This is a genomic window from Yersinia sp. 2542 StPb PI (assembly GCF_048593855.1).
In the GTDB taxonomy this organism is placed as follows: Bacteria; Pseudomonadota; Gammaproteobacteria; order Enterobacterales; family Enterobacteriaceae; genus Yersinia; species Yersinia enterocolitica_E.
Genome location: NZ_JAZGQA010000016.1, coordinates 1 through 14,043 on the forward strand (window position 1 = coordinate 1; position 14,043 = coordinate 14,043).

A 14,043-nucleotide genomic window follows, 5' to 3' on the forward strand; every position below is an offset into this window, starting at 1 on the left:
CTATTTCTGTACAACGCCAGCGCGATAACCAAACGGATTTTCGCTGAACCTTGTTCCCCTGCAAATAACTAAAATAAGAGGCTCCATCATGTCTGAATCACCCACTGAACAATTAGTGATACCTAACGCGGTCCCTGCGGAGAACCATGCCTATCGCAAGGCTGCGTGGCATATTTTACCCTTACTGATGCTGTGCTATGTCGTCGCTTATTTAGATCGGGTTAACGTTGGCTTCGCCAAATTGCAGATGGCGGATGACTTACAATTTTCAGAGGCGGTGTATGGATTCGGCGCCGGTATCTTTTTTATTGCCTACTTCTTTCTGGAAATCCCCAGTAACCTGATGCTGCACCGCGTAGGGGCACGGTTGTGGATTGCGCGCATTATGATCACCTGGGGCATCATCTCGGCAGGGATGGCTTTTGTCACCACACCGATGTCATTTTACGTAATGCGTTGCTTGCTGGGAATTGCAGAGGCTGGATTCTATCCCGGCGTCATTCTTTATCTTTCTTATTGGTTCCCAACTAACCGCCGTGGCCGCATGTACGCCTTATTCGCCACTGCCGTTCCATTATCCGGCGTGATAGGCGCACCGTTATCGGGTTGGATCATGGGCGCATTTAATGGATTCCATGGCTTTGCGGGTTGGCAATGGATGTTTATCCTGGAAGGTATCCCATCCGTTTTAATCGGTATTTTGGTTATTTTTAAACTGACTGACCGTATCAGTCATGCCAAATGGCTAACCGACGAAGAGAAAAAGATCTTACAAACCAACATTGATAACGACACACAACATCATGTCCACAGCAGCCTGAAAGAGATTTTCCTGCAACCCCGAGTCTGGTTGCTCACGCTTATCTATTTCTGCCTGATTGCAGGTTTCTACACTATCGGCTTCTGGTTACCAACACTGATCAAAGAGAGTGGGGTAAAAGACGTACTGAGCATTGGTTTGTTAAGTGCCATTCCTTACGGTGCCGCCGCCCTGACCATGATCGTAGTATCACGTAGTGCTGACCGTTTGCGCGAACGGCGCTGGCATCTGGCTTTAACCGCGACATTGGGCGGGATCGGGATGATTATTTCCGCCAGTTTCAGTGACAACATCGTTATTGCCATGATGGGCTTAACTCTGGGTGCCATGGGGGCATTGAGTACCTTGCCACTATTTTGGAGCCTGCCAACTGCGTTCCTCGGTGGAACCGCAGCCGCAGCCGGCATCGCTCTGATTAACTCCTGGGGCAACCTGGCAGGCTTTGTCGCACCTTATATGATGGGCTACCTGAAAGACCTGACCCAAAGCACCACTACCGGAATGCTGATTATTTCCACCATGCTATTTATTGGTGCGGCGCTCGTATTTTTAGTCCCGGCCAAGACAGTAAACCGCTAACAATGCAGATAAAGGATAAGACGATGAACATAATGGTAACAGGAGCGGCGGGCTTTCTTGGTCGTCGATTGATTGAACATTTACTGACACAGGATTATCTGACCGACCAGCAAGGTCAGCAGCGCCTGATCAGTAAGATTATAGCCTGTGATGTGGTGCCTCTGGAGGCGATTACAGATGAACGGGTACAGGTTTTTTGCGGTGATATCGCTGATCCGCACTGGCTTGCCAGCGTTTTTAATCAACACGTTGACACCGTTTTCCACCTGGCAGCGATTGTCTCCAGTCAGGCAGAAGAAGATTTTGATTTGGGTATGCGGATCAATTTTGATGCTACCCGCAGTTTACTCGAGCGCGCTCGTCAGCTTGGACACTGCCCTAAAGTGATTATCACCAGTTCAGTGGCGGTATTTGGCGGTGAGTTACCGGCTGTCGTGCCGGATGAACAGGTATGGTCGCCTCAGAGTTCCTATGGTACGCAAAAAGCATTAAACGATTTATTGTTAGCAGACTATAGCCGCCGGGGATTTGTTGATGGTCGTAGCCTGCGTATGCCAACCATTGTAGTACGCCCAGGAAAACCAAACCGCGCGGCCTCCAGTTTTGCCAGCGGCATTATCCGTGAGCCGTTGCAAGGTATTGACGTGGTTTGCCCTGTTAGCCTGCAAACACCGTTATGGCTGCTATCGCCGAAGATGGCAATTAATAATCTTATCCATGGTCACCAATTGGATGCCAGTCAACTTAAGGGTGGGCGGGTGATTAATTTGCCTGGGCTATCTATTACCGTACAGCAAATGATTGATGCATTGCGGCGTATTGCGGGTGACGCTGTCGCTGATCACATTAAGATTCAGCAAGATCCATTAATTGAGAAGATCGTAAGCTCTTGGCCTGGGGATTTCGCAGCGCATTATGCCAAAGCATTAGGCTTTAAGAGCGATAAGGATTTTGACAGTATCATCAATGATTTTATCCTCGGTAATTTACCTGGCAAGCTAGTCAAATCACTTGAATAGCGGGCGACAAAATCAGGTTGTATTCCCTCTGGTGATAATGCCATCCAGAGGGCGGCCATTGGCATTACTCATCAGATAATTGAAACCAATCCTGATGAGTAATCGTTTGCTAATCGCAAAAATGCGGCTTTTACCCCTTGCAGAGAAACCACACGCGAGTATAATTCGCCACAATTTGCCGGGAGATATGATGGAAAGCCAAGTGCGTTTTGTTGAAAATGACCCTCTCGATGGTCGACAAAATTGCCTGCCAACAGGCAGCCAACTGCCGTTCTTTCTCCCGTTGCTAAACCGATCCCGTAAGGCCCCTCGTTGAGGGGCTTTTTTTTGTCTGCTGATCGGTGCCGAATTAAGCATTATCACCAATTAAAATATATACCCTAAATAATTCGAGTTGCAGGAAGGCGGCAATTGAGTAAATCCCCAGGAGCTTACTTATTTTAAGGTCAACGACAAGTAAGTCACCGGGATGAGCAAAAGCAGCCAACACACATGCAGCTGGAAGTATAACGGGTCATAGAGGAGAGCGAAAAATGGCCAACACGTTGTATCACAAACATATCATCTCAATTAACGATTTATGTCGCGACGAACTGGAGTTGGTGCTGCGTACCGCCGCCAGCCTGAAAAGTAGTCCGCAACCTGAGTTGCTAAAACACAAAGTGATCGCCAGTTGCTTTTTCGAAGCCTCGACCCGCACTCGTTTGTCATTTGAAACCTCCATACACCGTTTAGGTGCCTCAGTGGTCGGTTTTTCTGATAGCAGTAATACCTCCCTTGGCAAAAAAGGCGAGACGCTGGCAGATACTATGTCAGTCATCAGTACCTATGTGGATGCCATTGTCATGCGTCACCCACAAGAAGGGGCGGCCCGTCTGGCCGCTCAGTTCTCGGGGAATGTACCGGTAGTTAATGCCGGTGACGGTGCAAACCAGCACCCGACGCAAACACTGCTCGATCTGTTCACCATTCAGGAAACCCAAGGCCGGCTGGATAACATCAATATCGCCATGGTCGGCGACCTGAAATATGGCCGTACCGTGCACTCACTCACGCAGGCGCTAGCCAAATTCACCGGCAACCGCTTCTTCTTTATCGCCCCGGATGCTCTGGCAATGCCTGCTTATATCCTGCAAATGCTGGCAGAAAAAGGTATCGAATACAGCCTGCACGAAAGCATTGAAGAAGTGGTGCCAGAACTGGATATTCTCTACATGACCCGGGTGCAAAAAGAGCGCCTTGACCCGTCAGAGTATGCCAATGTCAAAGCGCAGTTTATCTTGCGAGCGGCTGATTTGAATGGCGCGAAAGAGAATCTCAAAGTGCTACACCCGCTGCCAAGAATTGATGAAATAACCACCGATGTCGATAAGACCCCTTATGCCTACTATTTCCAACAGGCAGGTAACGGGATTTTCGCACGTCAGGCACTGCTGGCACTGGTTTTAAACGCAGAATTGGCTCTTTAAGGGGGATTGAACATGACTCAGGATTACAAACTACAGGTTGAAGCGATTAAATGTGGCACTGTGATTGACCATATTCCGGCACAAATCGGCTTTAAATTGTTGTCGCTGTTCAAACTGACCGCCACTGATCAACGTATTACTATTGGATTGAATCTACCGTCTAAACGGTCAGGACGTAAGGATTTGATTAAAATAGAAAATACCTTCCTGACAGAGCAACAGGCCAACCAACTGGCGATGTATGCACCAGATGCTACCGTTAACCGCATCGATAACTACGAAGTGGTGAAGAAACTGACCCTAAGCCTGCCAGAGCAGATCGATGGCGTCCTCACTTGCCCAAACAGTAACTGCATCAGCCACAATGAGCCAGTCGACTCCAGCTTTAAAGTAAAAGCACAACAAGGTGAAATCCACCTTAAATGTAAATATTGCGAGAAAGAGTTTGATCACCAGGTAGTGCTGCAAGCGGATTAAGTGCTGCAAGCGGATTAATGCTCGGCTTAAGCGAATATTGCTGCCCGTTAATATTTACAATAGTGGCAATATTCGCAGCAATGCGACATCGCAAATTTGATTCACGTGGGTTGCCGTAATCTACCCCATCTTTATAATATAGAAATAATTAAACCCAATAGATTTCATGGTGCAGGAAAGCGGTAAACGCTGGCCCGCAGGATGAGGCTTATAGTCCCGATGAGCGCATCACGCTAAGTGATTCGGGTAATTGAGCGCAGCCAATATGCCAGCAACATGAAAGATGACGGGTTCCTTCCGCATTACGTAACCAGGAGTCAACATGTCACGCAATATCAGCACTGAGCTCGCCCCTGCCGCCATCGGCCCTTATGTTCAAGGTGTCGATCTGGGTAGTATGATCCTCACGTCAGGCCAGATCCCTGTTGATCCAAAAACAGGTTTGGTCGCCGATGATGTATCAGCACAGACGCGTCAGTCACTGGAGAATGTAAAAGCTATCGTTGAAGCCGCGGGTTTGAAAGTTGCCGATATCGTGAAAACCACTGTATTTGTGAAAGATCTGAATGACTTCACCACAGTTAATGCCACTTACGAAGCTTTCTTTACTGAACACAATGCGCCATTCCCTGCACGTTCATGTGTTGAAGTTGCGCGTCTGCCAAAAGATGTGAAGATCGAAATCGAAGCTATCGCGGTACGTCGTTAATTCTGATGTCATTGCGTCTACGGCTGGTGATTACCAGCCGTTTTTTATTGCTATCCTGCTAATATTTTCTCTCTGCCTTTCACAATGCGCTATTGCAGATCATCATGATCATGATGTGGCAACTTTCTGCTCAGTAATAATGCACTACACTCACTAATTGCACCTTAATAGGGCTGAAATCGCTCTAATCCCCTTTATTTTGCCTGTTTTACGAGCTGGCACAGTTTATGCGTGATCACCAATACAGCCTGTTCTGTTAGCGAGGTGATAATGCTGAACATCGACCTTTCCGTATCACGATTTTTCGATGAAATGTTACTGGCTGAGGGGCAACACCGAGGCCATTACGATGCCTATTGGCAATGGTTACAACAGGCCGATCAGCTAACCATTGCGCGTAAGCGTGAAGAAGCTGCACTGCTATTTCACCGGGTAGGCATTACCTTTAATGTGTATGGTGACGATGATGGCGCAGAGCGATTAATACCGTTCGATAGCGTGCCACGCATTATTCCCGCCAGCGAATGGCAAATGCTGGATCGCGGCATTCGCCAGCGCGTACAAGCGTTGAATGCGTTCTTACATGATATTTACCATGAACAACATATCCTGAAAGCGGGCATTATTCCGGCCGAACAAGTGCTGGCGAATGACCAATATCAGCCCTGTATGCAAGGGGTGAACCTGCACCGTGATACTTATGCACATATCATCGGTGTGGATATGGTCCGCAACAGCGATGGTCTCTATTACGTGCTGGAAGATAACCTGCGTACCCCGTCCGGCGTCTCGTATATGCTGGAAAACCGTAAAATGATGATGCGGCTCTACCCGGAGTTGTTTGCACAACAACGCATTGCACCTGTTGAGCGCTACCCTTCTCACCTGTTACAAACGCTGCGCGAAAGCACACCGGTCAACGACCCTACCGTAGTAGTGCTAACCCCGGGGCGCTTTAACAGTGCCTATTTTGAACACAGTTTTTTGGCTCAACAGATGGGGGTTGAACTGGTTGAAAGTGCTGACTTATTTGTCAAAGAAGGGGCAGTATTTATGCGAACTACCGCAGGCCCCTGCAAAGTCGATGTTGTCTACCGGCGGGTGGATGATGCCTTCCTCGATCCGCTGGCTTTCCGCCCTGACTCCATGCTCGGTGTCCCCGGACTACTGTCGGTATATCGCGCAGGTGGTGTGGTATTGGCTAATGCGATTGGTACTGGCGTCGCCGATGATAAATCCATCTATCCTTATGTCCCTGAAATGATTCATTTTTATCTTTCCGAAGAACCGATTCTGGCGAATGTTCCCACCTGGCAATGCCGCCAACCCACTGATCTTTCATATGTATTAGCTAATCTGGATCAGATGGTAGTGAAAGAAGTTCATGGAGCCGGGGGATATGGCATGTTGATTGGACCTGCGGCGACACAAGCTGAAATAGCCCAATTCCGCCAGTTACTCTTGGCGCGACCACAAAATTACATCGCACAAGAAACCCTCGCCCTTTCTACCTGCCCGACCTTTGTGAATAGCGGACTTGCACCGCGCCATATTGATTTACGTCCTTTTGCCCTGTGTGGTGCAGAAATTCGTTTAGTGCCTGGGGGCTTAACCCGAGTCGCACTGGCAGAAGGGTCGTTGGTCGTTAACTCTTCGCAAGGTGGCGGAACCAAGGATACCTGGGTATTGGAGGACGATGCATGCTAAGCCGAACAGCCAGTGAGCTTTATTGGATGGCCCGCTATCTGGAGCGGGCAGAAAACATCACCAGGGTGCTGGATGTCACCAACCGGTTATCGATGATGCCAACCAGCAATCGGGTGAATTTTGATCTACTGGTGCCACTCAGCCTGAGCAACACCCAGACACTGTTTACCGAGCACTATCCGCAGGTCTCGATGACCCATCTGCTGAATTTCTTCGTGCTCGACAGCAACAACCCTAGCAGTATTTTTAGTTGTTTGCAGATGGCGTGGAACAATGCCCATGCAGTACGCGGCAGCTTATCGTCCGAGGTTTGGGAAAGTATCAATGCCACCTGGATTGAGATGAAACAGCTACGCCGCCAAGGTATCAGCGCTGCCGGAATTGATGCCTTTTTTGATTGGGTTAAGGAGCGCTCACATCTATTTCGCGGTGCGGTATATGGCACCTTGCTGCGCAGTGATGCACTCTATTTTATTCGACTGGGTACCTTGATTGAACGGGCTGACAGCACCGCGCGCTTGTTGGATGTGAAAAACCAATTACTGGATAGCGACGATGACCCGGTACGCGAATACTACCGGATGGATACTTTATTACGCGCCGTCAGTGCTCGGGAGGCATACCACAGTTTATATAAGCAGCAACTGAGTCGGGAGGCGATTGCTGAGTTACTGATTTTACGCAATGAGATCCCGCGTTCGCTGCTGGCTTGCATTAACGATATGGAACAGCAGTTGGCGTTGATTGGTGGCAATCGTAGCAACCAACCTCGGCGGCTGGTCAATATTTTGCTTGCTGAGCTGCGATTTAGCTGCATTACGGATGTGATGGCCGACGGATTACACAGCTATCTGATGGATTTTTTAGGCAAGATCAACGCTATCGCTGACAGCATCCGCCAAACCTATCTGGAGGTCCAATGAGACTGAATGTCGATCACAGCACCCATTACACCTATGCACAACAGGTGCAACACAGCACTCAGTATCTGCGCCTGACCCCACAGGATTCAGCCCACCAGCGCATTTTATCCTGGCAACTGACCTTACCGGAAGAGGCCATTTGTACCACGGATGCCTTTGGTAATGTGCTACATGTACTCACCCTGGATAAGCCTCATCAAGCTATCACCATTCAAGCTCAGGGCGTGGTAGAGATTGCAGACAATGTAGAAGATGACAGCGGCGACCACCTCTCTCCACTGGTCTTTCTTCGCCACAGCCCATTGACTCAGCCAGATGCCGCCATTCGCCAGTTTGCTTCAGGTTATTGTCAGGGTGCTACCCACGCCGATGCGCAATTAGACTGCCTGACGCAAATGATGGGTGAATTGCTGGCAAAAATGCCCTATAGCCCCGGCACCACCACGGTACAGGACAGCGCGGCACAAGCTTTTGCCGCCGAACAAGGGGTGTGTCAGGATCACACCCACGTCTTTCTTGCCTGTTGCCGAAGTTTAAATATTCCGGCACGCTATGTGAGCGGCTATCTTTATACAGAATCCTCCAGTCATGTCGCGACCCACGCATGGGCAGAAGTATGGCTGAATGGACACTGGCAGAGCTTTGATGTCACCAATAATACCTGTCAACCGAACCAGCATTTAAAACTGGCGGTGGGCATTGATTATCTGGATGCCTGCCCGGTGCGAGGTATTCGCCGTGGTGGTGGCTTTGAAGATATGCAGACCATCGCAGCCGTGCATATGTTATCTAACCCGCGACGCGATATGTCGCAATAAAGCGCGTTGCTGGCAAATAAAATAGCCCTAGTGAGATAGGCTCTAAGGATACTGTGTTATGACCTACTGTGTGGCCATGCGGCTGTCATCCGGGTTAGTCTTTGCCTCTGACTCCCGTACCAATGCCGGGGTGGATCATATTTCCACTTTTCGCAAATTACACCTGTTTCAGCAAGAGGGTGAACGAACGCTGGTGGTGCAAAGTGCGGGGAATCTGGCAACCACACAGAGTATTGTCAGTTTGCTGCAACGCCGCTGTCTGGACCCGGAACAAACTAACCTGCTGAATGTGCGCTCGATGTATGAGGCCGCAACACTTCTGGGGGAGACGGTACGCGAGGTGATTAACCGAGACAGCGGTGCGCAGCAAAACAGCGGCGGAACCGATTTTAACTGTAACCTATTGTTAGGCGGGCAAATTAAAGGTGAAGGACTGCGGCTGTTTCATATTTATCCGCAGGGTAACTTTATTGAAGCCACGCAGGACACCCCCTACTTTCAAATTGGCGAAAGTAAGTATGGCAAGCCGATTATTGATCGGGTGTTGAATTACCACACCACGTTGGATCAGGCCATGCAGTGCGCGTTGATCTCTATGGACTCAACTTTGCGCAGTAATTTATCCGTCGGCTTACCGCTAGATGTGATGATCTATCCACTCGATAGTTTCAGTACCGAACAGCAATATCGCATCACCGAAGATCATCCCTATTTTATGATGATCCGTAAGGGCTGGGGCGAGGGGCTGGTGAGTATTTTCTCTCAGCTACCAGCGCTGAAGTTGGGGAAGTGATTTAATTTTGGTGATGGATAGGTTCTGGTTTCGGTTGATATGCGTTCAGTGTTCACCTAACCATTGCGGCCTCCATCCTCGTCGGCAATATTCCTGATTGCGCTCAACGTCAAAAGAGAGTCAGAATCAAAACCATAGCCTTTTGTTTTGAATTGGCCTTTGAAGTTAAAAGCACATTTGAGCTGCCGAGCAAGGAGAGAAGCCACTGATCTGAACTAAATCAATCTCTCACCCAATAAATCCCCTCATATGCCCGCAATACCATCTCCTGCGGCTGGAATGCACTTTCGCCGTAGCTGCTCATCAACAATTGCCAGTTACCGTCCAGCGCAATCTCCTCTGGCTGCCATTGTTGCGGTTCACCGCTCAGGTTAGCCACCACCAACAACTGCTTACCCTGCCAGTGGCGCAAGTAGCACCACAACTCTGGATGTTGCGGGCAGAGATCACGATAGTCACCAAAAGTGAACACATCATGTTGTTTACGCAGGGCTATCAGATATTGATAGGCATAAAACACCGAGTCAGCATCAGCCAGCGCGCTATCAACATTAATTTCAGCATAGTTACTGCAGGGTTCGATCCATGGAGTTCCCTGACTGAAACCGGCATTACGGCTGCGATCCCATTGCATCGGGGTACGACTATTATCACGGGATTTGGCTGCCAGAATCGCTAATAACTCGTCAGGATCGCGATCTTGTGCAGTTAGCTCAGCAAACATATTCAGACTTTCGACATCACGGTATTGATTAATCGAGGTAAAATTAGGATTGGTCATGCCAATCTCTTCGCCTTGGTAGATATATGGCGTACCTTGCATACCGTGCAGTACCATTGCCAGCATCTTGGCCGCAGGCACGCGCAGTGCACCTTCGTCACCAAAGCGCGATACAATGCGCGGCTGGTCGTGATTACACCAGAACAACGCGTTCCACGCACGGTTATGCATCCCCTGCTGCCACTGGTTAAATATCTGTTTGAGTTCCACCCGATCCGGCGGCATTAGCGACCATTTTGCCCCATTAAGATAATCCACTTTTAGATGATGGAAATTAAAGGTCATCGACAGCTCATCCCCGCCCAATGCGGCATAACGCTGGCAATGCTCAAGGCGGGTGGACGACATCTCGCCAACCGTCATCAGGCCGCGCGGCTGAAACACATCACGGCTCATTTCTTGTAAAAATTCGTGGATACGGGGGCCATCGGTATAGAAACGGCGGCCATCACCCACAAAATCATCCGGGAAATCTTGCTGTTTGGATACCAGATTAATTACATCCAGGCGCAAACCATCCACACCAATATCAGCCCAAAACTCGCACACTTTCTTCAGTTCATCACGTACCGGCTGGTGCTCCCAATTAAGATCTGCCTGCTCGGTAGCGAACAGGTGCAGATAATATTGGCCGCTTTCAGCATGCCATTGCCAGGCATTACCACCAAATTTCGAGCGCCAGTTATTTGGTAAATTATCACCCTCACCATCACGCCAAATATAGAACTGACGGTACGGGCTGTTGCGCTCTGCTGATGCTTTAAACCAGGCATGTTCAGTCGAGGTATGATTGAACACCATATCCATTACGATACGAATACCCCGCTGATGAGCAGCCGCAACCAACGTTTTGAAATCATCTAAGCTGCCGTAAGCAGGGTCAATGGCGCAGTAGTCGGCAACGTCATAGCCGTTATCCACTTGTGGCGAGACATAAACCGGTGTCAACCAGAGGGCATCAACGCCGAGTTTGTGCAGATAATCCAACCGTTGCGTCACGCCAGCCAGGTCACCATAGCCATTACCGGTGCTATCCTGAAAACTCTTCGGGTAAATCTGATAAATGACGCCGTTTTGCCACCAAGGGATAGGATTATTCATAGCAGGCTCTTATTCGTAGTAAAAACAGAGAAAATTAAAGAAACAGCTCCGCCACAGGATAACCTTTGGCGGAGGAATACGATTTAGACCGGTAATTCGCCACGACTCTCTTTACGTTTGTAAACCAGTATAGTCAGCACCAATGGCACCACGATCGCCACTAACATTGCCACAGCATAAATCGCCCAGAACTGTGGTTTGATGGATAAAATACCCGGCAGGCCACCGACACCAATACCGTTCGCCATCACCCCAGTCAGACCACAAATGAGGCCCGCCAACGCAGAACCAATCATGGCGCACAACATCGGGAAGCGATATTTGAGGTTGATACCGTACATTGCCGGTTCAGTGACACCCAGATAGGCTGAAATTGCCGCAGGTACTGATATTTCGCGCTCATTGATCTTGCGGCTAATGATAATAATGCCCAATACCGCAGATGCCTGTGCAATGTTAGACAGCGCAATCAGCGGCCATACCGGTGTACCGCCCATGCTCTGAATCATCTGCATATCAATGGCTAACGTGGTCTGATGCACGCCGGTAATGACTAGCGGCGCATACAAGAAGCCAAACAGTGCGGCACCAATCGGCGCGAAGCTGCCTGTCATGACAGCTTTCACTCCCCAGGCCACACCATCACCAATCATGCGGCCAAATGGCCCGATAAGCGTATGGGCGAGGAATACCGCCAGCAACAGGGAAACTACCGGCACCACCACCAAATAAAGATAGGCTGGAATGATTTTCTTCAGATTAGTTTCAATCCAACCCAGCGCCAAACCTGCCAAAATCGATGGAATGACCTGTGCCTGATAACCTACTTTTTCAATGGTAAACCAGCCAAAGTTCCAAACTTCGGGGATCTGTTGTCCCAGCAGGTAGGAATTCATCAGTTGTGGTGATACCAAGGTGATACCCAACACAATCCCCAATACCGGGGTGCCCCCCATCTTCTTCACTGTCGACCAGCAGATGGCCACCGGTAGGTAGAAGAAGATGGCTTCGCCCAGCAACCAGAGAAAGTCGTAAATGGTTTTCCATGCCGGATACATCTGTGCCAGCGTTTTGCCATCAGACATCGGAATATCGCCAATCACATTACGGAAGCCAAGAATCAAGCCTCCGCTGATCAGCGCTGGCAGCAACGGGAAGAAAATCTCGGCAAAGTGAGAAATACCACGTTCAAACCAAGTCATGTTCTGCCGTGCAGCCAGTTTGGTCTGCTCTTTATCCACTTCATTCAGGCCAATTTTAGCAATCAGCGCTTGATAGTAATCGTCAACTTCAGGCCCGATAACCACTTGAAATTGCCCGGCATTAGTAAAGCAGCCTTTAACCATCGACAGATTTTCAATTTCTTTAGGTGAAGCTTTAGAGGGGTCATTCAACACAAAGCGTAGCCGGGTAATGCAGTGGCTGACGGTGGCAATATTATCTCTGCCTCCCACCAGTACGATCAATTGATCGATATCTTGTTGTTTTACTTTGCTCATTTCAACGTACCTTTCGTAAAGGTGAGATAACGTGCGACTTATTCGTTTTTCTTAATAAAAGCAGTAGGGTCAGTCTTAAAGAAAAAATACATCGATAGCCTGTTAAATATACAGCTTATTAAAGATTAGCTATGTATTGATTTTTATGAAATGGGAACGTTCCCAACTTGCGTTAGAGATCACAATTTGACAACTTTTTATGATGTTCTTGGCCGTAAACCATGGGTTCGCCCATCACGCACTCCCACCACACAGGGTGGGAGTTCAGATAGCATCACGTCGAGAAAAGAAGAATCAGGCCAGTTGACCAGGAATGATAATTTGTTGAATTGATTGACTATGATTAAGTTGGTCAAGTAATTGTTGGGCGGCTTTCACTCCTGCGGTGCCATAACCCAGCTCGACTGACAGGGTATTTGGGAACAAAAAGTGCAACAGCGGTGTATTACCAATGCCGCAGACCTGAATGTGTTGCAGGCTCTGCTGTTGTAAATACTTACTCACCCCCATAGCGATAGTGTCAGAGGCACACACCAACGCCGAGGTATCGGGTTTTATCACCTGAGGTGCGAGCTGGAAACCACTTTGATAACTCAGTTCACCCAGTGCAACCGTCGGTAGCAGGCCATGTTGTTGGCTGTAATCAAGATAAGATTGATGACGACGCATGCCGGTAGTGGCATCCGACGGCTGCACGCCAATATAACTAATATGCCGATGCCCAGCGTGGCGTAACTTATCCATCAACAGGCGCACAGCCCCGTCGTCGTCGTAGCACACGGAAGAAAAACCCGCATACTCGCGCGCCAGTACCACCATTTTTTCCTGCCATGGCGAGAGCATTTCTGCGGTTAACCCAGTGAAACCAAACAAAATGACGCCATCCACATGGCGCTGTTGCAGCACATGTAAATGTTCACTGACCAATTCAGGATCAAACTGGCTCTCCATCAGGATAGGATCATAACCTTGCTGATAGAACAGTGGCAGCATCGTGCGCACCGCCTGATTTTCAGATGGCGAATCCAGACGCGAGACAATAATACCCACAACTTTATCACTCTGCCCCCGCATGGCCCGGGCTGATTTTGACGGGGTAAATCCCTGCTGACGGATGACAGCTTCCACTCGTTCACGAGTTTGTGGACTGACGCTCCCTTCGTTATTCAATACCCGTGAAACCGTGGATTTTCCAACTCCACTCATGCGGGCAATGTCCTTTATGGTCAAACGGTTTTGCATGGTTTACCTAATGTTTAGGTTTGGAAACATATAATAAACTGATTATTTATATTATCGAAGTTGTGGGAAGTCTAGCATGCGCAGAATCAGACTCAGCGCATGATAT

Annotated in this window: 12 protein-coding genes; 9 read left to right on the plus strand and 3 right to left on the minus strand. The window is 48.9% G+C overall.

Translation table 11 applies throughout. The annotated features are described in order from the left end of the window. The first annotated feature begins 88 nt into the window (after positions 1 to 88). The 9 genes from V1952_RS03905 to V1952_RS03945 all read left to right on the plus strand — a co-directional run bounded on the left by V1952_RS03905 (position 89) and on the right by V1952_RS03945 (position 9,314). Positions 89 to 1,399, plus strand: coding sequence for an MFS transporter (locus tag V1952_RS03905; RefSeq protein ID WP_372560431.1), 1,311 nt, complete (start codon positions 89 to 91; stop codon positions 1,397 to 1,399). 23 nt (positions 1,400 to 1,422) lie between these two features. After that, positions 1,423 to 2,418 (plus strand): D-erythronate dehydrogenase, encoded by a 996-nt coding sequence (gene denD / locus V1952_RS03910; protein ID WP_372560430.1) that lies wholly within the window; start codon positions 1,423 to 1,425, stop codon positions 2,416 to 2,418. A 533-nt stretch (positions 2,419 to 2,951) separates the two neighbouring features. Continuing rightward, entirely contained in the window at positions 2,952 to 3,887 is a 936-nt protein-coding gene (gene pyrB, locus V1952_RS03915; RefSeq protein WP_083162258.1) for an aspartate carbamoyltransferase, read from the plus strand. 12 nt (positions 3,888 to 3,899) lie between these two features. Beyond that, positions 3,900 to 4,364 carry an aspartate carbamoyltransferase regulatory subunit gene (gene pyrI, locus V1952_RS03920; RefSeq protein WP_083162256.1) on the plus strand — a complete coding sequence of 155 codons (465 nt, stop codon included), beginning with the start codon at positions 3,900 to 3,902 and terminating at the stop codon, positions 4,362 to 4,364. Positions 4,365 to 4,686: 322 nt separating this feature from the next. Then, positions 4,687 to 5,073, plus strand: a complete 387-nt coding sequence (gene ridA, locus V1952_RS03925; protein ID WP_083162254.1) for a 2-iminobutanoate/2-iminopropanoate deaminase — start codon at positions 4,687 to 4,689, stop codon at positions 5,071 to 5,073. A 270-nt stretch (positions 5,074 to 5,343) separates the two neighbouring features. Then, the gene (locus V1952_RS03930) at positions 5,344 to 6,780 is read left to right on the plus strand and encodes a circularly permuted type 2 ATP-grasp protein (protein ID WP_420074336.1); all 1,437 of its coding nucleotides are present in this window, start codon (positions 5,344 to 5,346) and stop codon (positions 6,778 to 6,780) included. Beyond that, entirely contained in the window at positions 6,774 to 7,703 is a 930-nt protein-coding gene (locus tag V1952_RS03935) for an alpha-E domain-containing protein (protein ID WP_420074337.1), read from the plus strand. Before V1952_RS03930 ends, V1952_RS03935 begins: the two co-directional genes overlap by 7 nt. Beyond that, a complete protein-coding gene (locus tag V1952_RS03940) occupies positions 7,700 to 8,521 on the plus strand; it encodes a transglutaminase family protein (protein ID WP_372560426.1) in 822 nt (273 codons plus the stop codon). Before V1952_RS03935 ends, V1952_RS03940 begins: the two co-directional genes overlap by 4 nt. Positions 8,522 to 8,579: 58 nt before the next feature. Then, positions 8,580 to 9,314, plus strand: coding sequence for a peptidase (locus tag V1952_RS03945; RefSeq protein ID WP_372560425.1), 735 nt, complete (start codon positions 8,580 to 8,582; stop codon positions 9,312 to 9,314). Between the two features lie 220 nt (positions 9,315 to 9,534). Here the strand turns inward: V1952_RS03945 and treC are convergent, their stop codons facing one another. From treC to treR, 3 genes are all read right to left on the minus strand, one after another. Then, positions 9,535 to 11,196, minus strand: coding sequence for an alpha,alpha-phosphotrehalase (gene treC, locus V1952_RS03950; RefSeq protein WP_420074338.1), 1,662 nt, complete (start codon positions 11,194 to 11,196; stop codon positions 9,535 to 9,537). A gap of 83 nt (positions 11,197 to 11,279) precedes the next feature. Further along, positions 11,280 to 12,695, minus strand: a complete 1,416-nt coding sequence (treB, locus tag V1952_RS03955) for a PTS trehalose transporter subunit IIBC (RefSeq protein WP_083162242.1) — start codon at positions 12,693 to 12,695, stop codon at positions 11,280 to 11,282. 294 nt (positions 12,696 to 12,989) lie between these two features. Further along, positions 12,990 to 13,937 carry a trehalose operon repressor TreR gene (gene treR / locus V1952_RS03960; RefSeq protein WP_420074339.1) on the minus strand — a complete coding sequence of 316 codons (948 nt, stop codon included), beginning with the start codon at positions 13,935 to 13,937 and terminating at the stop codon, positions 12,990 to 12,992. Between the last annotated feature and the right edge of the window lie 106 nt (positions 13,938 to 14,043).